The sequence below is a fragment of the Anabaena sp. FACHB-595 genome, assembly GCF_048568275.1.
Lineage (GTDB): Bacteria > Cyanobacteriota > Cyanobacteriia > Cyanobacteriales > Nostocaceae > Trichormus.
This window is the reverse complement of record NZ_CP183473.1, coordinates 5,496,937-5,522,384: the sequence shown is the minus strand read 5'-3', so window position 1 is coordinate 5,522,384 and position 25,448 is coordinate 5,496,937. Positions and strand designations below refer to the sequence as shown.

Genomic DNA, 25,448 nt, shown 5'->3' with positions numbered 1-25,448 from the left:
TAATTCTGTAAGATACTAAGGCTCAGAACTTTTTACTTCTTCCACCTGGCCAACTTCAAAAATCAAGGTGAATGGTTGTCCCATTTCTCGCTCGACAAATTCTTCTAGTAGCTTTACTTGTCGGGGTGTAACTGGATCGTTAGCTCGCACACTCAGCCGTACTTCCGGAGGATTAACTAACCAGTTGGTACTACTTCTAAATAATTGCAGGCGTTGAAAGGTGACAGTACGATTTAATAATGCTCTACGTAAACTGGCTTCTAATTGCGTCTGTCGTACCAGTCGAGCAAAGCTCACACCTAAAGGAATAACCAGAATAGCTGTCAGTACCAAAGTCGAAACAATGGGGCGACGCGCTTGGCTCATAGAAGTATAACCTGCCGCCAAAAACGTCACCATACAGGAGAGGGTAATACCTAGTAGATTGGTGAGGTAGAGTAAGGTTGCGCCCAAACTAAGTGCGAAATTTGCCTTAGCTAAACCCAGTCCAATTACGCATATAGGAGGCATAAGAGCAACTGCGATCGCCGTTCCTGCCAAACTACCGGAAATTTTTGTCTCAGTTTTGGCGTAGGCACTAATAGCACCAGCCGCGACGGCAATACCTAAGTCTAACAGGGTTGGTTCAGAACGAGCCAAGACTTCACTACCATAATCAGGTAGTCCCACGATTAAACCCAAAAAGCAGGCGATCGCTAATGCTAATAATGTACCTATGCCTACAGATGTAATACCTTGACGGAATAAAAGAATATCACCTTGTAAAGCACCAAAAGCTAATCCGCGAATGGGCAGCATTAGGGGAGCGATAATCATAGCACCGATAATCACGGCGCTACTATTGGACAATAGACCAAAGGTAGCGATCGCACAAGAACTGACAATTAGAGTCAGATAAGGTATGTCCAGACTTGATTCTGCCTGTAAATCTACTTGTAATTGTTGTAGTTGTTCTGGCTGTCTTTGTTTGCGCCTGAAGTTCTGAAAGCGGTCTCGAATGTTAATACCCAAGAGCTTCCCCCTTCTTGTTTAATTAACTGTTAAATATTCATGCCTAGATGATTAAAATCTTATATTCAGGCGATGCCATCTGAATATATTCCCTGGACAATCAGTACAGAATTCTACTAAATACTTACTCATGGTACTTGAATCAGCAATCAGTGAAGAAGTGATCGCCACGAATCTCAAGCAGTTTCTTTTAGTACTTTCGGTTTCTTTAGGTGTAGCCACCTTACCCCAAGTATTTAGTTGGTTTCGCCAAATCCCTTATACCTTACTTCTGGTAATTGTCGGTTTGGGACTAGCAGTCGTTGATGTGCGCCTGGTTGTCCTGTCTCCTGCTTTAATTTTGTCTATCTTTTTACCACCCTTATTATTTGAAGCCGCATGGAATTTGAAATGGTCAGATTTGCAGCGTGATTTTGTCCCAATTTGTCTATATGCCGTGTTTGGGGTGATAATCTCAATTGCCGGAGTAGCAATTGGACTTAATCAACTGGCGGGAATTTCCCTAACTACAGCGTTACTCATCGGTGCGAGTCTTTCTGCTACTGACCCTGTTTCCGTCACCGCTTTGTTTCGTGAATTGGGTGTAGGAACTCGACTTGTCACCCTCATGGAAGGCGAAAGCTTATTTAACGACGGGATGGCAGTAGTCGCCTTTGGTTTTTTGGTGGCTTTGCCTTTTGGGAATGCCGAATTAGGCTTTCAACCAATTTTGTTACAGCTTATACAAGTGGTGGGTATCGGTGTAGCAGTAGGCTGTTTGATTGGTTTTGCTATTTCCTACCTGACCCAACGTTTTGACTTGCCAATGGTGGAACAGTCCTTAACTTTGGTGTCTGCTTACGGTACTTATCTCATTACCGAAGACTTGGGGGGTTCCGGCGTAATCGGGGTTGTCACTACAGGTTTGATATTAGGTAACTTTGGTTCACGTATAGGCATGAATCCCCGGACTCGGATTATTGTTTCCGAATTTTGGGAATTTTTAGCGTTTTTTGTCAATTCGATTGTTTTTTTATTAATTGGCGACCAAATCCGTTTTGCCAGTTTAGGAGAAAATCTGCAAATCATTGCTATTACAGTAGGTGCAATGATTTTAATGCGAGCAGTTGCATTATTTATTCTCAGCAAATTGAGCGTTATGATGACTCAATCACAAGTCTCCTTACCTGAACAGACTATTCTTTGGTGGGGTGGGTTACGTGGTTCTGTGTCAATTGCCCTGGCATTGAGTGTACCGAATGTATTGCCAGGGCGAGAAAAAATCATTGCTACCGTCTTTGGAGTAGTTTTATTTACGCTACTAGTCCAGGGATTAACAATTAAACCCCTGCTGCAAAAGCTCAATCTGCTCGGCGATGCACCCTTACGCGAACAGTATTTACAACTAGTCGCCCGTAGTGTTGCTCTAGAAAGAGTATTGCAATACCTCCAAACAGAGAAACGTCCCGGTATCGACCCAGAGTTTATTCGTTACCAAGAGAAACTTGTCACAGGTGAAATTGCAGAATTGCAAACCAAGATTGATAAATTACACAATGAATACCCCAATCTTCAGAACTTTACAACAGAACAATTCCGCGATGAACTACTAGCAATTGAGGCAGATACTTATGCGGAATTTGTCAAGTCTGGGCGATTAAATAAAGAATTGGCTCCGATGCTGGAAGATGTATTAGGTCATCAAAGAGACTAGAGTTTAGAGACTAGCGCTCAGAAATTATCTCTTACCCAATCCCTATCTTTACTTCACAACAGCAGCAAAAGGACAACGGCTAGTTTGTAAATTTGCTGGTGCTGATGTCTCCTTTTTTCCCCAAAGTTTTCTGATGAAATTCCAAAACCTCCGCCAGAGAGAATTAGATTTTTTTTGCTGATTTTGGGGTGTTTTGAGTAATTTACCACCAGATGTCAGCTTCGCTAGGAACTTGGTGTTGTCGTAATAGTGTTCCAAAGACAGGATTTTTAAATCCTCTGTGACACGCACAACGCTTGTGCCAATGACTTCTATCGCCTCGCCCGTAGCTGCATAGCCTTTAAATTCACCTTTAAACTCACCCCAGTGTCGCCATTTAAAAACAATCTCCGGCGCCCCAGAATAAACTTCTAGTACTTCCCACAAAAAGCCATCGGGAAAAGCTGTATGAAATAGACCAGTGGAAGTTTCAAAGTTTTCCTCAGTGGCTTTGTAATTTTTGGTATTGCCAATCATCAATTTATAAGTACCTGAATTAATCAAGTCTGTGATGGTATGGCGAGAACCTCCATTGGTACTCATGCGAAATTGGTCGGGAACAACAGAAAGCCACTGAGCAGGATTTGTTTTAAAGTTAGCTTCAATATCAAAGGTACGCACTAAGTTTTGGACTAGTGTTTCCAATGAATTGGATGGGTGATTACGTGTACTTTCTTGAGCAAGTTTTGCATCAGAATGGGTATAATCTGGCTTTTCACCATAACGCCACTCAACATGATTGCTGTATTTTAATACAGTGTCTCTATCTTGTACCCAAAGATGAAGTTTTTCGATGTCGATTTGACTCATAAACCCCTCTGCGAAATCAATGTAAAAATTATAAGCAACCAAATTTCGCAGCTAAATCCCCTCGATTTTTGCAGTTAAATATACAGATTATCTGCTGTTAATTTCTCTTGAATTTGTAGCGATTGAACTATGTTAACTATCTGTATACACTTCTTTTATATTATGCCAGTTCGCTCAATCATAATTGTTAATTTAGCAGCTATTGTCTGGTTAAAAGCCTTAAAATTTGCCAAATAAATGGGCAGCAATTAGTTGTTATGTTATGCAAAAATTGTCTAAAGTATAAATATTGGAACACTAGAAATTAATTAAACTGTTACGCACAGAGCAGTAAAAATACTGTTTAAGGAAGAATAAGTGAAATTACTATACAAATATAAAAATATGTTACTCAAAAATATTTGGGTAATGTGGGGTGCCATGGGCTACGCCCTACCGTTGGCGATCGCCTTATTATCCACAGGCTGTGAGCAGGTAATTGAATCTTTGCCACCTCTGCCAACGGTTGAAATACCATCAAATCAACCACTAAAGCCTCAAATTCCTGTAGAATCTGCCACCTCTGCCCAAATTGAAGCAGCCGTCCGCCAAGGAATCAACCAAGTACGTCAAAAAAACGGGTTACAACCTTTACAAAATAACGTCAAATTAGCGCAGGTTGCCCGTCAATACAGCAGACAAATGGCAGAGAAGAAATTCTTTAGTCATACTGGCGCGGATGGCAGCACCCCAGCAGATAGAGTCCGTGCTGGTGGTATTTCTTATTGGGTAGTCGGTGAAAATCTATACACAAGCACAAATATTCCTCGTCCTGTACCGTCAGCGATTGAAGGGTGGATGAAAAGCCCTGGACATCGAGAAAATATTCTCCGCCCCGTATTTGCGGAGACAGGTGTAGGAGTGTGGCGAATAGGCAACACCTACTATATTACTCAGTTATTCTTGCGGCGATCGCCCCTTGGGTGGCCTTAAATTAGGATCACAACTCCTTATAATATGCAGCGATCGCCAATAATTGTCTAAACTGCAAGTAGACCATTATTTTAGAAAAACCTTGTGAAAGCGAGATGGATCATCACAGCAGTTTCAGCAGCATTGTTTTTTGGTGGTAGCCTGTTTACATCGCTGCGTGACCCCTGGTTTCAAAACTTACAACGTCCCGACTGGCTGACCTTTGAATTTATCATCCCGTTTGTTTGGACTTTCATTTGGGCTTGTACAACCATTTCTGCAATTATTGTTTGGGAAAAAAGGACAAGACAGGGCTTTCGACCTTGGTATTTGATGGCTATTTATGCAGCGATCGCCATTTCTACCTCTGCGTATAGTCCTATTGTAGTAGAACTGCGGAGCCTCACAGGGGGAATAATTATGGGTGGCTTGGCAACGCTACTAGTGTATATTTTAGCCTTCGTAGTCAAGCCCATTTCCCCAAAAGCCTCTTGGCTATTCCTTCCCTACGCCCTCTGGGGGCCATTTGGTACTTATCTAACTTGGTTATTACTCCAACTAAATCCCGGTGTAGCAAGTTAGCCTATTTCTACAAATCTTAAGTATTATAGCATGATTCTTGGTATAGTACTTTACGTAATCGAGTATAATCATAAAGGGTTTCCACCGCCCGCATCGGTCATCCTAATTAACGCAGTCCTGCATAGGATCTAACAAAGTAAAAAATTATTTTCCTCGATTAGCTGCTGAGGGTAGCACCAGCATTGCCATTCGGGAATTACAACGTAATTTGAGCCAAAACTTAATAAGGGTGTAAGGGTGGTGAAAACTACACCCCTACACCCCTACACCCCTACACCCCTACACCCTTATACCCTTACACCCTTACACCCCTAATTCTAGTGATGATGGTGATGATGATGTACAGCTAATTGTGGGTTGATTGCCACTGCTTGCTCATGCTGCAACTCAGCAATCTGAGCATTTGCCCATTCAGCCGCCATCGCCAAAAACTCTGGATGGTCATTCACACAAGCCATCTGCACATAATCCACACCAGAATATTTCTTCTCTAAATCATGAATTATGTGGTGTACATCTAGTAAAGTTTCGTGGTTTTCTGTAGCAAAGCCAATAGGCATAAAGATAATAACCTTTGCACCCAATTGAATCAGGTTTTTAGCTGCTTGCTCTGCGTTGGGTTGCGTCCATTCAATTAAGGGGGTGTCATGATTCAGCCAACCCACGGAAATGAGGGGATACTTATAAATTAACTCTTCCCGCACCAGGTCGTACAACGCTTGACTTTCGACAATTCCAGAGGTGAAACCTTTGGCTTTGTGAGGACAACCATGATTCATCAACACAATGCCAATTTGGGAAGGTAAATAAGCTGTGGCTAAATCAGCGTTAATTTTCTCCTCTACCAGATGAGCCATTAAATGGATGTATTCTGGCTCGTTATAGAAGGAAGGTATATAACGTAATGCTTTCAGCCAATGATTTTCACCATCATTTGTCTCAGTTAAAGCGTTGTTAACTTGTTCAATAGCAATCCCACTGGTGAAAATGGAATCAACGACTAGTAGGGGATAAATCAGAATTTTGTCAAAACCTTGACTTTTGATTTCCGCCAAAACTTGGTTAGGTAAAAAAGGAGCGCAAAAATTAAAAGCTTTGAAAACTTGAATGCGATCGCCCCATTTTGCTTGTAAATTTTGTTCAATGCCAGCACGCTGCTTTTCAAAGATGGCGTTGTGAGGGGAAATAAAATCGTGGTGTTGATGTCCCCATTCGTGACGGTCAAATAACGCCAGTAACTTTGCTAACGGCGGATAAATCCAAGTCGGTACAGGTGCGAATTTTGCTGTCAGTAGATTGAGCGCCTGTTCGTTATAGTTAGCAAAATCTTCGTAGCTTTCAACTTCACCATAACCCATGAGCAACACGGCTACTCGGTCTTGGGTTGATAAATGTTCCTGTGTATTTTGTAGTTTTTCCGGTGTGGCAACCACAATAAATTCCTCGATATAAGCCAGATTGGCAAGCAAAATCAGTAGCTACAACATAGCTGGATTGTTTGCCCACCTAGTAAGTTATTATCCTATCCCCCTGGATGGGATAACAACAAAAGTGACAATAATATATCAAAAGACATACTGAGCTTAATACTAGGTACTGAGTAGGGAAAAATATTTAACACTATATGCTTTGAGGAAGAAATGTTAACTGTTGACCAATGACAACTGACAAATGACAAATGACAACTGACTATAATTTATAAATGAGCATTATTATTTGCCCTGGAATCCATGACTCAGATTTAACTGAAAGCTTTGTGTCAGGGTGCTTGGGTGCATTCTCTGGTAACTCAATTAGTCAAAAGCCCGTAGAGATACTTGTTGTTCCAGTGGCAGGGGTTTTGACTTTATCATCACTTCATATTTTGCAGTTTCTGCACGATCGCTTGGGGAATAAGCTAAAATCGCCAGTTATATTCATCAGCTTCAGTGCTGGCGTAGTCGGAGCGATCGCTGCTGCTTGGCAATGGCAAAATTGGGGGGGTCATGTCAAAGCATTTATTGCCATAGATGGATGGGGCGTACCACTGTGGGGAAATTTTCCCATTCATCGGCTCAGTCATGATTATTTCACTCATTGGAGTTCATTGTTACTAGGAAGTGGGCAAACTAATTTTTACGCAGAACCACCCGTTGAACATTTAACCATGTGGCGATCGCCCCAAACCGTACAAGGCTGGCAAGTTGATATGTATGTCAAAAATACTACTTCAAATACCCGTTTAACTGCGGCTGAGTTTTTACATTTATTGTTAAGACACTATGAAGCAAAATAGTCCGGAAAACCGTCACAGTTACCAGGAGTGAAATATTGAGTGATGAGACAATCAGTAGGGATATGGAAAATGAAGATGAAAAACTCCAGATTCCATTTGCTTCTTCTAGTCCCCACTCCCACCCCCATCTACCGTACTTATTAAACAAAATCCCCAATGTTTCCTACTGAACCTGCTACTGTTAATAATGGGTTTGGCGCACTGATCAAAAATCGTAATTTTATGCTGCTGTGGATTGGGCAATTGCTCTCCCAGTTAGGTGATAAAGTCTTTTTTGTCTTAATGGTTGCCTTGCTGGAGAATTACCCACCCCTTCCAGGTTGGGCAGAAAACTCCATGTACTCAATTTTGATGGTAGCCTTTACTCTGCCCGCAATTTTACTAGGTTCTGCGGGAGGTCTTTTTGTTGATCGCGTTTCTAAAAAATTCGTCCTAGTAGGCGCTGATGTCATCCAGGCATTACTAACACTTTTAATAGCTTTCTCTCCACGGAACTTTTTCATATTTTTAGTCTTGACTTTTGCAATTTCCTCCCTAGCGCAGTTTTTCGCACCAGCAGAACAGGCTGCTATTCCAATTTTGGTGCGTAAAGAAAATTTTATGGCGGCCAATGCTCTTTACAGCAGTACAATGATGGGAGCCTTAATTGTGGGTTTTGCCATTGGTGAGCCGATATTAAGTTTGGCAAAAACCTTCTTAGGCTCAGATTATGGTCAAGAATTAATAGTAGCTAGTTTGTACTCGCTGTCAGCACTTGCATTTTGGCTAGTTAATTTTAAATCTGAACACAAATCCATTAGCGATCCCACAGCCTTAATCCATCCTTGGGCTGATTTCAAAGAAGGATTAGGCTATCTCAAAAAGAACCGCCTAGTATTGAATGCTATGCTGCAATTAACCACATTATATTGTGTTTTTGCCGCTTTAATGGTGCTTTCAATCAGATTAGCAGCAGATTTTGGTTTAAAACAGCAACAATTTGGCTTTTTCTTAGCAGCAGCCGGAGTAGGCATGGTTTTAGGTGCAGCCATATTGGGACATTGGGGAGATAATTTTCGTCACAAACCCTTACCCTTAATCGGGTTTCTGGTGATGGCAGGTGTTTTGTCATTATTCACTTTTACCCACAATTTGCTCTTGGCTTTAGCACTTTGTGGATTTTTAGGATTAGGTGCTTCTTTAATAGGCGTACCTATGCAAACATTAATTCAACACCAAACACCACCTACAATGTATGGCAAAGTATTTGGTTTTCAAAACCATGCTGTAAATATTGCCCTATCAGCACCGTTGGCTATTACCGGGCCATTAACTGATGCTCTAGGCTTGAGAACTGTATTGGTGGGTATGAGTTTCGTAGTTGTAACCGTAGGTGTAATGGCATGGAAAAATACCCGCCGAGTTTTGCAAGATGTGATTTAGTTATTAAGTCCCCATTACCCATTACCCATTCCCCCACCCATACTCTGTATCTATCATCGTCATACTAAAGAAAGAAATTTAATTCATAATTTGATTGAACTTTTCTATTAATATTGAATTACTGACTACAGAATTCCCGCATTAACTTAGCTATCATCTGAGGTTTGACCGTGACTGTGAGCTTGCCTTCCCCGACTAGTCCCTCACAAACAGAGAAACATACTCAGTCTGTTAATTCGCCATCGGTGGTTGTGACACCACAACGGGTAACTGGTGGCTTCGCGCTACTTGATAGCCTGCTGCGCCACGGCGTTGAGTATATCTTTGGTTATCCTGGTGGGGCGATTCTGCCGATTTATGATGATCTGTATAAGGTGGAAGCAACTGGCAGCCTTAAACATATTCTAGTGAGACACGAACAAGGAGCAGCTCATGCTGCTGATGGTTATGCTCGTGCAACCGGAAAAGTAGGTGTATGCTTTGGTACTTCTGGGCCTGGGGCAACTAACTTGGTAACAGGTATCGCTACAGCCTACATGGATTCAATTCCAATGGTGATTGTTACTGGGCAAGTACCCCGGAAAATGATCGGTACAGATGCGTTCCAAGAAACCGATATCTACGGTATTACTCTACCCATTGTTAAGCACTCCTATGTAGTGCGTGACCCCCAAGACATGGCGCGAATTGTGGCAGAAGCATTCCACATAGCCAGCACAGGCCGTCCAGGGCCAGTGTTGATTGATGTGCCGAAAGATGTGGCTTTTGAACAATTTGATTATGTACCTGTAGAACCAGGTTCAATTAAATTACGCGGATATCGCCCCACGGTGAAGGGAAATCCACGCCAAATTAACGCCGCGATTGAATTGATCCGCGAAAGCCGTCGTCCTTTACTATACGTTGGTGGTGGGGCGATCGCATCTGGCGCTCATGCAGAAATTCAAGAACTCGCCGAGTTATTTAATATCCCCGTCACTACCACCCTAATGGGTATCGGGGCTTTTGATGAACACCATCCTTTATCCTTGGGGATGTTGGGGATGCACGGCACAGCTTACGCTAACTTTGCTGTGACTGATTGTGATTTATTGATTTGCGTGGGTGCTAGGTTTGATGACCGTGTTACTGGCAAATTAGATGAGTTTGCTTCTCGTGCCAAAGTCATTCACATCGATATTGACCCCGCCGAAGTTGGTAAAAACCGCATTCCTGAAGTCCCCATTGTTGGCGATGTGCGGAAAGTCTTACTTGATTTATTACGTCGTTGCAAACAAACAAGTGCCAAAACTACCCCCAACCAAAACCAAGAATGGCTTAACTTAATTAACCGTTGGCGGGAGGATTACCCCCTAGTAGTTCCCCAGCATCCAGACAGCATTCCCCCACAAGAAGTGATTGTGGAAGTCGGTAGTCAAGCCCCCCACGCCTTCTACACCACTGATGTTGGTCAACATCAAATGTGGGCAGCCCAATTCCTCAAAAATGGCCCCCGGCGTTGGATTTCTAGCGCAGGCTTGGGAACTATGGGTTTTGGTTTACCTGCCGCAATTGGCGCTAAAGTAGCTTTCCCAGATGAACAAGTAATCTGTATTAGCGGTGATGCCAGTTTCCAAATGTGTCTGCAAGAGCTTGGTACTGCTGCACAATATAAGATAAATGTCAAGACTGTAATTCTAAATAACGGCTGGCAAGGGATGGTACGCCAATGGCAACAAGCATTCCACGGCGAGCGCTACTCCTGCTCAAATATGGAAGTAGGGATGCCAGATGTAGAGTTATTGGCACAAGCCTACGGCATTAAGGGTATTGTAGTCACTCACAGAGAGCAATTGAAAGATGCGATCGCTCAAATGTTAGCCTACGATGGCCCAGTTATTTTAGATGTTCGCGTCACAAAAGACGAGAATTGCTATCCTATGGTAGCTCCTGGTAAGAGTAATGCTCAAATGATTGGTTTACCGAAGCAACCACCAAAGACCAGTGTCGAACCAGTTTATTGCAGCCATTGTGGCACGTCAAATTTACCAAATCACAATTTCTGTTCTGAATGTGGGACTAAGTTGTAATTCATTTGCAGTTATATAAGTGATTTTGATGACGCAGGGTTTTATGTACTCTGCGTTTTTTCTTTTTCAACACAGAGGAACGCTATAGCTGGGGACTGGGGACTGGGGACTGGGGACTGGGGACTGGTGACTGGTGACTGGTGACTGGTGACTGGTGACTGGTGACTGGTGACTGGGTTAAAAGTCTTGTTGTGTCTAGGTTGTATCATCTATCGATGTTCTAACACTACTGGCGACAGCTATATTTAAGAAAATGTCTCAGCTATATTATTCATTTTGAATTTATTCCCCCCCTCCCTCATCTTCAAGCACTACGAGGAATCCGTTCAATTTCTGCATAGCCACTAAAAATTAACCTGTCTCCTTCGGTTTCTAATCGGTTCAGCCGCATTTTCACACCATCAAGGTCAAAACGGTCTAAATCGACCATATTATCTAAAATTTCCGCCAGTGCTAGACTCAAGGTTTGTGATATTTCTTGTTGCGTTTCGGGAACAGCACCAAGTTCAACTTTGGGATCTTTAAAAGAAATACGGCGGCGCTTTTCCACAGCCACCGTCAGAGTCATGCTAATGGGGATCAGTTCTCCGCTACCTAAATCCGCCTGCGCTGTCAGTCTGAGGCTATTTTGGGGTAATAGTTGTACCTGAACTTCAGTAAAAGAAACTGGTTTACCGTCAGATAATTCAGTTAAAGCGGGTAAAGTTAAGTTGACTAGCCGCTTCTGTACTAGTTCAGCTTTAAAGGCTTGATTAATTCCAGTTTCCGATAAAATTACTTGCGCGATCGCTTGTGTTGGTTGCTTAAGATTTAACTTACCACTCAAAACAGCACCAAAGTCAATAGACACGGCATCCGTCTCAAAAGACATCTCCTCTACCGCAAACTCTCTGCGGATGACTAAGCCACGTCCGCTCATTTTGAAGCTATCAATGCTGCCTTGCAACAGCTTGCTAGAGGGATAGCAGCGCACAAAGACTTCTACTGACTCGCTTTGGGAAAACAGGTGGCGAATCGTTTGGCTGGCTACTGTATTGAGCATTCTCTCGCCCCAATCAGTGCCTTTAGGATCTTGTAAACCAGTAAGTCCGCCGAACATTTGGTTGTGGGTCTCTAGAAGTTCTTTGTACTCTTGTAACAAAATGTGAAGATTTCAGCAAGCCCTTGGTGATTCATTGTGCTGATACCAAGACTTGATTTTGCTGATAATGGACGAAAAAAAGCATTTGTGAAAGTTTCATGATTACTCAGCAAAAGCAGACAAAATCATACAGTGCAAAGACGCTAATAACACCTTTGTGCTTACCCTGGGGATTCCTACTTAGTGGTATGCGCCTTTGCGCGAAACTAGGAAATATCTCCTACTCAGCCAAAAAAAATCTCAGCCCTAGCGACAACCCAAAGACTCACGGGTATCAACACCAGTTTTAGAGTTTACGCCATTAGCCTTAAGACAGAGTTTTTTCACTTGCGTTATATCTAAAACCGCATTAGTAAAATCTGCCCCAGTGACATTAACGTTATCAAAAATAGAACGCAGCATCATAGCATTAGTTAAAATAGCATCGCTTAAATCAGCGTTCTTAAAATTTGCCAGATAAGCTATGCCCTCACTAAAATCCACACCATGCAAATTAACCCCCTCCAGCACAGTCCCGTTAAACACACCACCACGTAAGTCAGCATTGCTAAAATTGGCATTTTCTAAATCTACATTGGTAAACTCAGAACCAATTAAACTTTGACCAGAGAAATCTTTTGCCTTCAGTTCATCACCAGCCGAACGGGTGATACTAGACGAACTCGCAGCTTGGGCTGACCCAGGAAACAAAAATAAAACCATTGCTAAGACAAAACTAACCACTACTCGCCAATCTTTCATAACGTATTCTTAATAAATCTCAACACTCCACCATTATTAAACATTAAAGGGGAATGGTGAGCAGAGAGTGGGAAGTAGTGGGTCAGAAATTATTCCCTATGTCTTACTCCCTATTAATTGAAACCATCACGTAGGATATTAAATGTTGAAGTGCGATCGCATAAGCAAAACTATCTGTGGCTAATCAAAAAGATACTGCCGAAACCTTAGCGAGAACCCCTTTGTATCAACTGGGTGTAGAACTCAAAGCCCGCTTGACCAGCTTTGGCGGGTGGGAAATGCCAGTACAATTTAGTGGGATCACCCGCGAACACGAAGCAGTAAGAAACGCTGCTGGGATGTTTGACATTTCTCACATGGGTAAATTCACCCTCCAAGGTAAAAACCTCATTTCTCAACTCCAAGGTTTAGTTCCTTCAGATTTAAGTAGGTTGCAACCAGGACAAGCCCAATATACCGTGTTGTTAAACCCCCAAGGAGGAATCATCGACGATATTATTGTCTACTACCAAGGTGAAGACAACACTGGTACACAACAGGCATTTATTATCGTCAATGCAGCCACCACTAGTAAAGACAAAGCATGGATACTGTCACACCTCGACCAAAATCAGGTGCAATTCCAAGACATATCACCAGCAAAAGTCTTAATCGCCATTCAAGGGCCAAAAGCTATCGGCTATCTCCAGCCTTTTGTGCAGCAAAACTTACAACCAATCAAAGCCTTTGGACATCTAGAAGCAACAGTACTAGGTCAAGCAGGTTTTATAGCCCGTACAGGTTATACCGGGGAAGATGGCTTTGAGATTTTGGTAGACCCAGAAGTAGGGGTAGAGTTATGGCGTAGTTTATATGATGCAGGTGTCATTCCCTGTGGCTTAGGTGCAAGAGATACCCTGAGGCTAGAAGCAGCTATGGCGCTTTACGGTCAAGACATCGATGACAACACCACTCCTCTAGAAGCTGGGTTAGGGTGGTTAGTTCATTTGGATACCAAAGGAGATTTTATTGGTCGGTCGGTTTTAGAACAACAAAAGGCTACAGGAGTACAACGCCGACTTATAGGTTTGCAAACCCAAGGACGTAACATCGCCCGTCATGGCTACCAAGTTCTCTCAGACGGTAAAGTAGTAGGCGGAGTGACTAGCGGCACTCTATCACCTACACTGGGTTATCCTGTTGCTTTAGCCTACGTCCCTAGCAAACTAGCGAAAGTTGGTCAACCGCTAGAAGTCGAAATTCGTGGTAAAGCATACCCAGCTGTTGTAGTTAAGCGACCCTTTTATCGTTCAAGTAATAAGGGTTAGAAAATCGTGATTAGGGTAAGCAAAGGGGTTGAAGAGGGAAAATTTGGCCTATCTCCAGCCCCCAATCTAAAAACCAATGTTGACCTACTGAATGTGTTGTAAGATACTCAATCACAGTATGGTTATTAACTAAATATGGTCTTGATTACTTTGGGACACTAATTTTTTGATATTTTAAGAGGAAAAGAAATGTCGTCGTTTGAATACCCTCAAGATTTAAGATATTTGGATACTCATGAATACGTGAGACTAGATGGCGAAATCGCTACTATCGGTATTACAGAATTTGCTGTAGATCAATTGGGTGATGTGGTTTTTCTAGAACTGCCAGACATTGGCGATTTACTAACAAAAGGAGACACTTTTGGTTCAATTGAATCAGTCAAAGCCGTCGAAAACTTGAACGCACCAATCACCGGAACAGTTGTAGAACGCAACGAAATTTTGGTTGAATCGCCCGAAGCGGTTGCAGATGATCCCTACGGTGAAGGTTGGTTCTTGAAGGTGCGTGTGAATGATCCTGACGAAGTAAATGATGCTTTGACGGCGGATGAATATCGTGCTGAGGTAGAAGGCGAGTAGCTGGGTTTTGGGGACTGAGTACTGGTGACTAGGAGCAAAGAAGCAGGAGAAAAACTCCTTACTCAACACTAGATAAACACCCCGCTATTGCTCTAAGCGTTCGCGTAGATTCTCGTAGAGAAGCTATACCCGCAAAGCTTTACAGCACTCATTACCCAGCACGCCTCATCTCAATGATTATTGATAAATCATTCAAGAGTTTACAAAATACCCCTACCTTTCAGGGGTATTTGTTGCAAAATATTAAATAGTTACTTCTGGAGTTTAATTTAGTGGTATCTTATGCCTCTATTCCTCAGTCTAGCGATGAAGCTCACTCTACCGTAGGTGCTAGTCTACAGCTAGACGAAAGGAAACAAGATTTAAATAATTTTATACAAAGACATATAGGCCCATCATCGGCAGATATTCAACAAATGCTTGATGTGCTGGGATTTTCTAGTCTAGATGACTTGATTGAGAAAACAGTACCAAGCGCAATCAGGCTGCATGAACAGCTACAGTTGCCAGAAGCACAAACTGAGTATGCAGCCTTGGCAAAGTTAAAACAAATTGCCTCTAAAAATCAGGTGTTTCGCTCATACATTGGTATGGGATATTACGATACGATTACTCCTTCAGTCATCGGGCGTAATATCTTAGAAAACCCTGGTTGGTATACTGCCTATACTCCCTATCAGCCGGAGATTGCCCAAGGGCGACTAGAAGCACTGCTTAATTTCCAAACCATGATTATCGATCTAACAGGGTTGGAAATTGCCAATGCTTCCCTACTTGATGAAGCAACAGCCGCCGCCGAAGCCATGAGTATGAGTTACGGTGTGAGCAAAAATAAGGCCAATGCTTATTTTGTCTCTCATGATTGTCATCCCCAAATCATCGACGTTTTACAAACACGGGCTAAACCCTTAGGGATTGAGATTATTATCGGGGATCACCAGACATTTGATTTTGATAAACCGATTTTTGGTGCAGTTTTACAATATCCCGCCAGTGATGGCACAATCTACGACTACCGAGCTTTTATTGAAACATCTCATGCTCAAGGTGCATTGGTAACTGTAGCCGCAGACCCATTAAGTTTAACTTTACTTACCCCTCCTGGTGAGTTTGGGGCTGATATTGCCGTAGGTAGCACCCAACGCTTCGGTATTCCCTTGGGGTTCGGCGGCCCCCATGCGGCATATTTTGCAACCAAAGAAGAGTACAAGCGGCAAGTTCCAGGGCGCATTGTGGGGGTATCTAAAGATGTCCACGGTAAAACTGCCCTGCGTCTGGCTTTGCAAACCCGCGAACAACATATTCGTCGTGAAAAAGCTACGAGTAATATTTGTACAGCACAGGTATTGCTGGCAGTGATGGCGAGTATGTACGCTGTGTATCACGGGCCAGAAGGACTCAAGCAAATTGCCGAGAGAATACATCACCTGACTCTGGTCTTAGGAGTGTGGTTGCAGCGACTAGGTTATACAATCACGTCTCAATCTTTCTTTGATACATTGCAGATAAAGTTGGGGGAAAAACCCCTCCAAGAAATTCTAGAAGCGGCTGAAGCTTACCGAATTAATTTGAGGATTGTGGATACATCCACAGTGGGAATATCTCTTGACGAAACTACAACTCTCGAAGATGTCAAGGATATATGCCGGATATTTGCGGGAACGGATGAGTTGCCATTTGTTTTAAATGTGCAAGAGTTTGACTGGATAATTCAGCAATCATCTTTAAAAGATGAACCCTTTAGCCGTCAAAGCAGTTACTTAACACACCCCGTCTTCAACCGTTATCACTCAGAAACTGAGTTATTGCGTTATCTACACAGGCTGGAAACTAAAGATTTGTCGTTAACTACTTCGATGATTCCCTTGGGTTCCTGCACGATGAAGTTAAACGCTACATCGGAGATGATTCCCGTAACTTGGGAAGAATTTGGCAGAATACATCCTTTTGCGCCCTTAACCCAAACGCGGGGTTATCAAATTCTCTTCCAACAACTTGAGGCGTGGTTAGGGGAAATTACTGGATTTGCTGGGGTTTCGCTGCAACCCAATGCTGGTTCTCAAGGGGAATATACAGGACTTTTGGTAATTCGTCAGTATCACCAAAGTCGGGGAGAAACACACCGCAATGTGTGTTTAATTCCTAATTCCGCACACGGGACAAACCCAGCAAGTGCGGTGATGTGTGGCATGAAGGTTGTAGCTGTTGCCTGTGATGCCGGAGGTAATATTGATATTGATGACCTCAAAGCCAAGGCAGAAAAACACAGCCATGAACTGGCGGCTTTGATGGTGACTTATCCCTCAACTCATGGTGTGTTTGAGGCAGGAATTCAAGAAATTTGTGCTGTGATTCATAGTCATGGCGGTCAAGTTTATATGGATGGGGCAAATATGAATGCCCAAGTGGGTATCTGTCGTCCAGGGGATATTGGCGCGGATGTTTGTCATTTGAACTTGCACAAAACCTTCTGTATTCCTCACGGTGGTGGTGGCCCTGGTATGGGGCCGATTGGCGTTGCATCCCATCTTGTACCGTTTTTACCAGGACATCCTGTTTTGGAGAGTGGGAAAAATCCTCAAAATATCGGTGCTGTAGCTGCTGCACCTTGGGGAAGTGCTAGTATTTTGGTGATTTCTTGGATGTATATTGTCATGATGGGGGCGGATGGGTTGACGCAAGCAACCAAGGTGGCAATTCTCAATGCTAATTACATCGCTAAGAAATTGGCAGCTTACTATCCTGTGTTGTACAAAGGGCAAAATGGCCTAGTTGCCCATGAGTGTATTTTAGATTTGCGCGCCCTCAAAAAATCAGCAAACATCGAAATTGATGATATAGCCAAGCGTCTTATAGACTACGGTTTCCATGCCCCGACTGTCTCCTGGCCTGTGGCAGGTACAATCATGGTGGAACCCACAGAAAGCGAGTCTCAAGCAGAATTAGATCGTTTTTGTGAGGCGCTGATTGCTATTCGTCAAGAAATCGCCGACATTGAAGCAGGTAAGGTAGATATTCAAGATAATTCCTTGAAAAATGCCCCCCATACAGTTGAAAGTTTGATTGTTGGGGAATGGCCTCATCCTTATTCCCGTGAACAGGCGGCTTATCCCGCGCCTTGGACAAGGGAGCATAAATTCTGGCCGAGTGTAGGCAGAATTGACGCAGCTTTTGGGGATAGGAATTTTGTTTGTTCTTGCCTGCCAATGGATGCTTATAACTAATTGGTAATTAAGCAAAGAGAATTGTTATAAGCCGTTGCTCAATTAGCCTGCACATTAGCCAAAAATAAAATTTTTGTGGGGTGGAAACCTGCCCACCCCAAACTTATTTAACTTTGGATTTTGTAGGCTTTAGCCCAGATGTAGGCTATTTTTAATTGTGAATTGGTTGACTCCCTATAATCAAAAATTCATTTAACAAGTACTGATTTGGTTGCAAATCAGTGGCAAAGCGACTGTAAACAATTTGCGTTGTAGACGTAGAAGAAAACCAATAAGTATCCTGAATGACTTGATAAGAATTACTATTACCAGATAGCTCAAAGTGAACAAATGCTAAATTGTTCAACCCAACTACTTCTCGTCCATCTTGGAACCAGGGAGATTGCCAAAATTTCAGGGGTTTTAACCATTGCCAGCGTAGATTTCGGCGGTTTTTGGGGGTAATGAAAGTAGACATATCCAATTGGTGATAAAAATTTTGGGTGGGTTGTCGCGGTATCCACTCCAGTACACAATGCCAATCAGGATTAGTTAGTGCTTGGCGGCGGTGTAACCGTTTTGCGGTAACTTCCAGCATATTGGGTGGTTGATTCCAGCCTAGCCAACGGCGAATTTTTTCTGGCAAAAGCCATTGTTTTAATCGTGTATGGATTATTTTAGTGAGCGTCTCTTCATTTTTCAAAGCACTGGCGGTTAACTGGACTATGACAGATTGCTGTGGTGAATGGGGAATTGCTCCATAAGAGAAGCGGGCGGCACAACTGTAATGAATATCACCAGAAAGAATGATGACTTGTTGGCGTTGCTCACATAAAGTTGTCAGGAGTTTTGCTAAGGCTTCAAAATGGATATTCCAGGAATCACCGACATCTGTAGAAAAAACTTTTTCGCGCTTTAACTGCCAATGATGAATCCAATCGATCGCTTGCAATCCAAATACGTTGGTAGGTGCAATCACAAAGGTGGTGAGATTTTGTTTGTCTGCGGTTTTTTGTAATGGTTGCAACAGTTGTTGTTTCATTGCACGGGGACATAACAACATCGGTGGGGCAATTGGTTTTTTGTCGGCTGGGTAGCCCCGCCATGTACGGGTGTCTAATACTATGACTTCATGACAATTGCTGGTGATGGTGTAGTGCCAAGTCAGTGTTTCGGGATGGCGTTCCAGAATAAATACGCCATCTTCTAAAACAAAATTGGGTAGTCCTGTGTGGGGGTTACAGCTTGGCATCCCGACATAACGAGCGATCGCCTGATCAGCCTCAACATTCTTCCCGGCTGATGCTGACCAATTCTTCGCCGCCGCTAGCAACTTTTCCCCAGATCGCCCATCTGTAAACTGCTCTGGCGTATTCCCCCAAGCTTGAAAGACACTGTATGCTAACAAGGCATTTTGTACAGTCCGCCGTCCTAGAGGATTACCCAAAACTCGTAAACACCAAGCTTGATTTAAGTTCCAATCATCGCTGACATCATGGTCATCAAAGATGGTGTACATGGGAATATTCGCCAGCGATCGCCGCACTTGTCCCAGTGTGTAAATTAATTGTCGTAAATCAGCTACAGACTGATCCCAAATTTTTAGGGCTTGGCGATCGCTTGTGACCCATTTTCCGGGGGGAAAGGCATCTGGCCAGCACACAGGCGACCAAGCTAGTAAATAAGCGGCGTAATATTCCCCCAAACTAAACAAATGACTGGAAACTTTCTCTGATTTATTATGCAATCCAGCTGTCAGCATTGCTTCCTCAGTGGCCACTTTTGCCCGTTCTCCTGGGGCTAGTTCTTTGGGAGTGCGATAACCTTCACCTACAGGAAGTCTTTCTTCCCAACCAAGCAGGGCATCACCAAGATGACTGGCGACCCATAAAAACGGATCTGCAACATCATCACCATAGATTTGGTCACCTGTGAGGAATAACTGATGAGGACGGCTACGGGGTTGCTTGGCGGCTGAGGCAATGAGAGCATCGAGTAAGGGTAAGGCATCTATTCCGTGTCCGTGGGGTTTGCGACAAGAAGCATGGATAATATGCAAATCTGCCAACGAATCTGGAGGAAGCACAAAAGTTGGTTTTTGATGCTCAAAGTAACTAATACTAACTTGGGGAAAGCGATTTGAAGATAATGCTTGTTCTAGAGTTAGCAAAGTTTGGTCAGCACAGGCGAACTGGAGGTCATAAGCATAAATGCGATCGCTAATTAAACTCTCTCCCAAGGGAGACACGGCTGTAATCGCTACAATGTGCAGATACTTGCCCAAAGCAACCGTTAAGCGTTGTCCTTCTAATAAACAATTTCCTAACCTTTCACCATTATTTGTTGTTGCGTAAACTTTGAGTTCTACCCGACAAGATTGTTGCAGTGCAACCAGTACGGTGACTGATTTTGCTTCAGTATGTTGTAGCAATGGCCCCGCTAAAATTAACGGTAGTTCCTCGAAAAAGTCTCCAGCTTGGTTATTCATGACCAAAAGTTAAAGGTTTGAGAAATTGTTTGGATGATTCAAGTGAAATAGTATAAATATAAAGGATGGACGAATCGCCCATCCTTGGTGAAGATAATTTTTAGCTTGAACATCGTGACTACGCTCAGTATTTAAGCTTTTTTGTGATTTTATGGTATACCTCGGAAAGCACTAAACCAAATCCTTTTATGTGTTGATTGAGACTGCAAATTCAGTAAAAACTTTGGCTTGTTCTAACTTTAAGATTCCAGTCAATAGAAACATTTTTGCGAATGCGATCTACTAAAACGATCGCTAATTCTCGCAGTTTATCAACACCCATTACATCCTGTGCGCTTTGGTTTTGTGACAGTGCATCATAAAAGGAAGGCCAGTTCATAGGGTTCTAGTCCCAGTTCTTCACCCCTGGCGTTGGCAGCTTTGGTATCTTTTGCTAGTTCCAGCAGTTCTTCTAAAATATCCGTAACGCTGATCACTTGGTTGCGATAGCGGCGTAGGGCATCTTCCAACATTTCTGAGAGTTTACGACTTTGGACAATATTTGTGCGACTGCGGGTTTTAACTTCATCCTTGAGTAGTTTTTGCAGCAGTTCCACCGCGAGGTTTTGGTGTTCCATGCCCCGCACTTCTGCCATAAATTCATCGGAGATGATGGAGATGTCAGGATTTTTAATACCTGCTTCATCAAAGATGTTAATCACGGCATCGGATACCAAGGCTTGATCTACGACTTGACGGATGGCGGTTTCGATGTCTTGGTTGCTGAGTCCACCACTATCACCACTTCCTTCTAGTTTTCTGAGGCTGGCTTGGATGGCTTGGAAAAATGAGATGGTTTCTGATGCGGCGATCGCTTGGGGATGGGGTACGGCGAGAGAATGGGCTTTAGATAGGGCGATAACTTCACTGAGAAATCTATCTTTGATGTTTGGTGCAGCTACGTAGTTAGTGGCATTTTTGAGGATATTCAATTTTTCGCCAGTGTCAGCCTCAAAATAATGCTGATAGGTAAAGCCTGATATGATTTGCTCGACGATTTCCAATTTGGCTAGGAGTAGTCCCACCGCCACTTCTTGATTGAGGGTGAGGTCGCCTTTACCGCCACTTTGAGAATAAAAGGATAGGGCTTTTTTGAGTTCGGTGGCTAGTCCTAGATAGTCCACAATCAAACCGCCTGTTTTTTCAAAATAGACGCGGTTAATTCTGGCGATCGCTTGCATTAAATTATGACTTTTAAGCGGTTTATCAATATACATAGTGTGCAGACATGGGGCATCAAAGCCTGTGAGCCACATATCACAGACTATGGCTAATTCTAGGGAGTTTTCGGGGTCTTTGAGGCGTTGGGCGAGGTTTTGACGTTGGGCTTTACTGGTGTGATGTTTAACTAAATTACCTTCATCGGCGGCAGAGGGTAGTAATTACAACTTTGATTTTGCCTAAGTTGAGATCCTCACTGTGCCAATCAGGGCGGAGTTGAATTATGGCATCGTAGAGATTAACGGCGATTTGGCGGCTCATGGTGACAATCATGGCTTTGCCTTTGTTTACCTGTTGCCGTGCCTCAAAGTGGGTGACAATATCTTGGGCAATCTGTCTTATTCTTTTAGTAGAACCAACAATCGCCTCAAGTTTGGTTTGTTTAGCTTTGGCTTTTTGGGTGGTGCTGAGGTCTTCAAAGCTCAGGTCTTCGTCTAGTTCATCTAGGAGTTGTCTACCTGCTGCGTCTAAATCAACTTGTACTAAGCGGCTTTCGTAATAAATCGGCACGGTTGCCCCATCTTTGACGGCTTGGGAGATGTCGTAGATGTCGATATATTCACCAAAAATGGCGGGGGTGTTTTTGTCGGTTTGTTCTACGGGTGTACCTGTGAAGCCGACAAAGGTAGCATTGGGTAAGGCTTGTCTAATATATTTTGCAAAGCCGTATTTGGTGCGTTTACCAATCACGTTACCTTCAGCATCAAGGACATTAACTTGTTTAGCTGTGAAACCGTATTGGCTGCGGTGGGCTTCATCAGCCAGGACAATGATATTAGGGCGAGGGCTGATTTGGGGATAGAGGGTTTCGCCATCAGCAGGGGAAAATTTCTGGACGGTGGTAAATATGATGCCGCCTGAGTTGGTGTTAAGTAATTGGCGGACTTGTTCTCTATCTCCTGCTTGTTGGGGGTCTTGTCTGAGGAGTTGCTGACAACCTGCGAAGGTATCAAATAGTTGATCATCTAAGTCATTGCGATCTGTCAACATGACAATGGTGGGGTTCTGGAGGTTTTCGTTTAAAACCAGTTTTCCTGCCAGAAATACCATTGAAAGGGATTTACCGCTTCCTTGGGTATGCCAAAGTACACCGCCTTTGCGTGCGCCTTCTTGGGATGAGGCATTAATAATAGATTCGACGGCTTTATTAACGGCGTAATATTGATGATAGGCGGCGATTTTTTTAATGGTGGTAATGCTAACTATGCCTGTTTTCAGGTCTTCTGTTTTGGACTTTTCAAATACAGTGAAGTGACGAATTAAATCTAGTAAAGTTTGCTTGTTGAGTAGCCCATTAGTTAAAATTTCTAGTTCGTTTATCTGGTTTTCGCCTGTGGGGTTTTTCCATGTGGAGAAGCGGTTAAACCCAGCCGTAAGTGAACCAGCACGGGCGGATAGCCCATCTGAAATTACTAATAGGGCATTGTAGGTAAATAGGCTAGGGATTCTGCGTTTATAGGTTTGGAGTTGGTTATAGGCGGCGTTAAGATTGGCTTTTTCATTGGCGGCGTTTTTTAGTTCGATGACGACGAGGGGTAAGCCGTTAATGAACAGGACAATATCGGGGCGGTGGTTATGGTTGTCTTCAATTACTGTAAATTGGTTGACGGCGAGAAATTCGTTATTTTCGGGGTGTTCCCAGTCAATTAATTTAACAGGTTCGCCTCTGGTTTCGCCGTTTTTTTGATATTCAACGGTGATGCCTTCTGTGAGGTATTTATGGAATATTTCGTTGTTGTTGAGTAGGTCGGAACTAGCAATATTAAATATTTCCCGTTGTGCCTGATATTGGGCATCATGGGGAATGGTGGGGTTAATTCGTGATATTGCCTGTGGGAGTCTATGTTTTAAAATTACTTCACCGAAGCTTTCTCGCTCTTGCTTGATGCCTTCTGGTTGGATGTCGTAGCCGTTGCTGTAGCTATAACCAAGGTTTTGCAAAAGTTGAAGTTGGTATTGTTCGATTTCGTCTTCGGTGAGGTATTTCATAATAGTAAAGATTCAAGTATTTGAATTGATACATCAAAAATATTCCGTTCTATTTTAATTTCGCGGGGTTGGTCAGCAATCACTTCAAATATAAAATAGTTTGGTTCTTCTGCTTGTTTCTTGTAGAAAAGAATATGAGGGTATCCATTGTGAAGATAACCATAAGCAAAAGGAGATAAGCAAATAATTTGATTGTTGGCTATGAACTTACAAAACAACCGATATTCATTCAAATTATCGATATTTGTTCGTATAAAATTATTGTCTACAATTAAGTCATGATTTCTTTTCTTTAATGAATGCCCATCGAATTTTAAAAATCTTATATCAGTAATGTTACTGAGAGTATTTTTATATTGAATTAATGATATAGACTCTAGCTTCTTTACTTCAAAAAGCAAATCTATGACTTTCGATATAAGTAAATTGTATTTATCTTCAGCTTGAGATTCTTCTAAAGCTGCAATATGCGAAAAGGAATTTCTTTCATCATTTAATTCACGTAATTTGCCAATCACAGAAATTGGAACAATTTCACCAATTATAAGATTGAATTTATTTAGATCATTATATTCTAAAATTTTTTCAATGATTTCTAGTTTACAGCCTAGCCTATCTGATAACAAACCATTTCCATTCAACCTAATTCTGGCATTATTAAAAATACGCAATGTGGATAAACTTAGTCTCCTATCGATAATTTCTCCAATAGCTATAGCGTAGAGATTAGTATTTTGTCAATAGTTGCTGTGGCTAGGGCTGAAAATTTATCAATTAATTCAAAATCTGGAATCACAAAACTATACTCACAAATTCTTGATGGTGACGTATGGCGAACTGTAGAACCTGATGACGTTCCTAAAATATGAGATCGATATTCTCTACGACATAAAAGAAAATATAAAAATGTTTTGTCGATATTATTATTTTCTACCTTTCCTATCCTTTGGTTATGTAAAAATACTTTTCCTTTAATATCTGGAATAAATGCAGGATAGCCCAGGCTATCTCCCTCTTTACTTAAATCTGTCATTGTGATAGCCAAATCTTTTCTTCTTAGAACATACTCATTTGAATAATCATCAGCAGAGTAATATTTATACTTTGAATCATTGAATCCACCACCGATTTTAAAATTAACAGGAGTTAAAAGAATTTTTTCTGTTACTTCCGTTGTTATATATTCACCCTTGAAAGCATAGCCATGTTTAATATTGAGATATTGTCCTAATTTCCCAACACTCCAAGCTTCGGGAATATAGCCTAACGCCGATCGCACCATCGCCCCACCAGATGATTTATAGGGCTTGCCGTCTGCGTTGGGGAACTCGAAATCTATAAACCAATGCTTAAATAGAGTTTGTGCGATCGCCTCTAACGTCTCATTTTGTGATCGTAAGTTATAAATTTTTTCATCTAAAATCCGTGCAAGATTAGAGATATAGATTTTTATATTTTTAGATGGTAACTGAACAATGAGATTTAGTAAATGATCTTTGGAAATGTTTGGAAAGGTTGAACCTGTAGCAACTGCAAGTAAACTTTTTAACTCTTTTTCAATAATTGCTCTTATGTAAGGTTGAAATAGGATTCCATCTTTTGCTCTGATCGAAGCAATACCTCTACCAATTGCATATTTTTGATCTGCCCAGTTCATTCGACCTGTGGTTGAGCCACGCACGCAAAAGAGCAAATCTCCTGCTTCAGCTATCTTTTTTGGATCAATAGTAAATTGAGTAGGTAATGGGTTTCTATCCCCAAACTCAGTAGGGCCATTTAATAGTGGTAATCCTTGACCATTATTATTACAAGTTTCACCTGTAGGGGATTGCCCCATAATAATGTCTGCAATCTCTCCTAAAGTCGTCTCTTTCCACTCACTCAT

At 42.4% G+C, this 25,448-nt stretch carries 20 protein-coding genes and 1 pseudogene; 9 read left to right on the top strand and 12 right to left on the bottom strand.

The window, feature by feature from the left end; translation table 11 throughout:
• Positions 1 to 15 precede the first annotated feature (15 nt).
• Positions 16 to 1,011, bottom strand: a complete 996-nt coding sequence (locus tag ACN222_RS23095; RefSeq protein ID WP_044522253.1) for a DUF389 domain-containing protein — start codon at positions 1,009 to 1,011, stop codon at positions 16 to 18.
• 130 nt (positions 1,012 to 1,141) lie between these two features.
• On the opposite strand from ACN222_RS23095, the gene ACN222_RS23090 reads away from it, so the two are divergent.
• On the top strand, positions 1,142 to 2,704 hold the full coding sequence (locus ACN222_RS23090; protein ID WP_010998751.1) for a cation:proton antiporter: 1,563 nt from the start codon (positions 1,142 to 1,144) through the stop codon (positions 2,702 to 2,704).
• 48 nt (positions 2,705 to 2,752) lie between these two features.
• Here ACN222_RS23090 and ACN222_RS23085 read toward each other — a convergent pair whose 3' ends face one another.
• Positions 2,753 to 3,553 carry an ester cyclase gene (locus ACN222_RS23085; protein ID WP_010998750.1) on the bottom strand — a complete coding sequence of 267 codons (801 nt, stop codon included), beginning with the start codon at positions 3,551 to 3,553 and terminating at the stop codon, positions 2,753 to 2,755.
• Positions 3,554 to 3,961: 408 nt separating this feature from the next.
• Here ACN222_RS23085 and ACN222_RS23080 point away from each other — a divergent pair, with 408 nt between their 5' ends.
• Together ACN222_RS23080 and ACN222_RS23075 are read left to right on the top strand one after the other, a co-directional pair.
• Positions 3,962 to 4,525 (top strand): CAP domain-containing protein, encoded by a 564-nt coding sequence (locus ACN222_RS23080; protein ID WP_044523306.1) that lies wholly within the window; start codon positions 3,962 to 3,964, stop codon positions 4,523 to 4,525.
• A gap of 84 nt (positions 4,526 to 4,609) precedes the next feature.
• Entirely contained in the window at positions 4,610 to 5,086 is a 477-nt protein-coding gene (locus tag ACN222_RS23075; RefSeq protein ID WP_010998748.1) for a TspO/MBR family protein, read from the top strand.
• A gap of 317 nt (positions 5,087 to 5,403) precedes the next feature.
• Here the strand turns inward: ACN222_RS23075 and ACN222_RS23070 are convergent, their stop codons facing one another.
• Positions 5,404 to 6,519 (bottom strand): ferrochelatase, encoded by a 1,116-nt coding sequence (locus ACN222_RS23070; protein WP_044523303.1) that lies wholly within the window; start codon positions 6,517 to 6,519, stop codon positions 5,404 to 5,406.
• Between the two features lie 269 nt (positions 6,520 to 6,788).
• Here ACN222_RS23070 and ACN222_RS23065 point away from each other — a divergent pair, with 269 nt between their 5' ends.
• The 3 genes from ACN222_RS23065 (at position 6,789) to ilvB (ending at position 10,852) form a co-directional block, all read left to right on the top strand.
• Complete coding sequence (locus tag ACN222_RS23065) at positions 6,789 to 7,361, top strand: hypothetical protein (RefSeq protein WP_010998746.1); 573 nt, start codon at positions 6,789 to 6,791, stop codon at positions 7,359 to 7,361.
• 156 nt (positions 7,362 to 7,517) lie between these two features.
• A complete protein-coding gene (locus tag ACN222_RS23060; protein ID WP_010998745.1) occupies positions 7,518 to 8,783 on the top strand; it encodes an MFS transporter in 1,266 nt (421 codons plus the stop codon).
• 170 nt (positions 8,784 to 8,953) lie between these two features.
• Entirely contained in the window at positions 8,954 to 10,852 is a 1,899-nt protein-coding gene (gene ilvB, locus ACN222_RS23055) for a biosynthetic-type acetolactate synthase large subunit (RefSeq protein WP_010998744.1), read from the top strand.
• 304 nt (positions 10,853 to 11,156) lie between these two features.
• Here ilvB and ACN222_RS23050 read toward each other — a convergent pair whose 3' ends face one another.
• Positions 11,157 to 11,951, bottom strand: a complete 795-nt coding sequence (locus tag ACN222_RS23050) for a DUF2993 domain-containing protein (RefSeq protein WP_010998742.1) — start codon at positions 11,949 to 11,951, stop codon at positions 11,157 to 11,159.
• Positions 11,952 to 12,239: 288 nt separating this feature from the next.
• A complete protein-coding gene (locus ACN222_RS23045) occupies positions 12,240 to 12,734 on the bottom strand; it encodes a pentapeptide repeat-containing protein (RefSeq protein WP_010998741.1) in 495 nt (164 codons plus the stop codon).
• A 176-nt stretch (positions 12,735 to 12,910) separates the two neighbouring features.
• On the opposite strand from ACN222_RS23045, the gene gcvT reads away from it, so the two are divergent.
• From gcvT to gcvP, 3 genes are all read left to right on the top strand, one after another.
• Positions 12,911 to 14,041, top strand: coding sequence for a glycine cleavage system aminomethyltransferase GcvT (gene gcvT / locus ACN222_RS23040; protein WP_010998740.1), 1,131 nt, complete (start codon positions 12,911 to 12,913; stop codon positions 14,039 to 14,041).
• Positions 14,042 to 14,230: 189 nt separating this feature from the next.
• On the top strand, positions 14,231 to 14,623 hold the full coding sequence (gene gcvH / locus ACN222_RS23035) for a glycine cleavage system protein GcvH (RefSeq protein WP_010998739.1): 393 nt from the start codon (positions 14,231 to 14,233) through the stop codon (positions 14,621 to 14,623).
• Positions 14,624 to 14,895: 272 nt separating this feature from the next.
• On the top strand, positions 14,896 to 17,847 hold the full coding sequence (gene gcvP / locus ACN222_RS23030) for an aminomethyl-transferring glycine dehydrogenase (protein ID WP_010998738.1): 2,952 nt from the start codon (positions 14,896 to 14,898) through the stop codon (positions 17,845 to 17,847).
• 151 nt (positions 17,848 to 17,998) lie between these two features.
• Here gcvP and ACN222_RS23025 read toward each other — a convergent pair whose 3' ends face one another.
• The 7 genes and pseudogenes from ACN222_RS23025 to ACN222_RS22995 all read right to left on the bottom strand — a co-directional run bounded on the left by ACN222_RS23025 (position 17,999) and on the right by ACN222_RS22995 (position 25,448).
• Positions 17,999 to 20,314 carry a hypothetical protein gene (locus tag ACN222_RS23025; protein WP_010998737.1) on the bottom strand — a complete coding sequence of 772 codons (2,316 nt, stop codon included), beginning with the start codon at positions 20,312 to 20,314 and terminating at the stop codon, positions 17,999 to 18,001.
• Between the two features lie 211 nt (positions 20,315 to 20,525).
• Positions 20,526 to 20,693: a type I restriction enzyme endonuclease domain-containing protein gene (locus ACN222_RS23020; RefSeq protein ID WP_010998736.1), complete on the bottom strand. Its 168-nt coding sequence runs from the start codon at positions 20,691 to 20,693 to the stop codon at positions 20,526 to 20,528.
• Positions 20,671 to 21,534: a type I restriction enzyme endonuclease domain-containing protein gene (locus ACN222_RS23015; protein WP_419756909.1), complete on the bottom strand. Its 864-nt coding sequence runs from the start codon at positions 21,532 to 21,534 to the stop codon at positions 20,671 to 20,673. The genes ACN222_RS23020 and ACN222_RS23015 overlap by 23 nt, the downstream gene beginning before the upstream one ends.
• Positions 21,529 to 21,630 (bottom strand): annotated as a pseudogene (locus ACN222_RS23010) (type I restriction enzyme subunit R domain-containing protein); the annotation flags it as partial. The pseudogene ACN222_RS23010 and the gene ACN222_RS23015, both read right to left, overlap by 6 nt.
• An 82-nt stretch (positions 21,631 to 21,712) precedes the next feature.
• Positions 21,713 to 23,563 carry a type I restriction endonuclease subunit R gene (locus tag ACN222_RS23005; RefSeq protein ID WP_419756877.1) on the bottom strand — a complete coding sequence of 617 codons (1,851 nt, stop codon included), beginning with the start codon at positions 23,561 to 23,563 and terminating at the stop codon, positions 21,713 to 21,715.
• The gene (locus ACN222_RS23000; RefSeq protein WP_044522249.1) at positions 23,560 to 24,234 is read right to left on the bottom strand and encodes a hypothetical protein; all 675 of its coding nucleotides are present in this window, start codon (positions 24,232 to 24,234) and stop codon (positions 23,560 to 23,562) included. Before ACN222_RS23000 ends, ACN222_RS23005 begins: the two co-directional genes overlap by 4 nt.
• A 41-nt stretch (positions 24,235 to 24,275) precedes the next feature.
• The gene (locus ACN222_RS22995) at positions 24,276 to 25,448 is read right to left on the bottom strand and encodes a restriction endonuclease subunit S (protein WP_010998733.1); all 1,173 of its coding nucleotides are present in this window, start codon (positions 25,446 to 25,448) and stop codon (positions 24,276 to 24,278) included.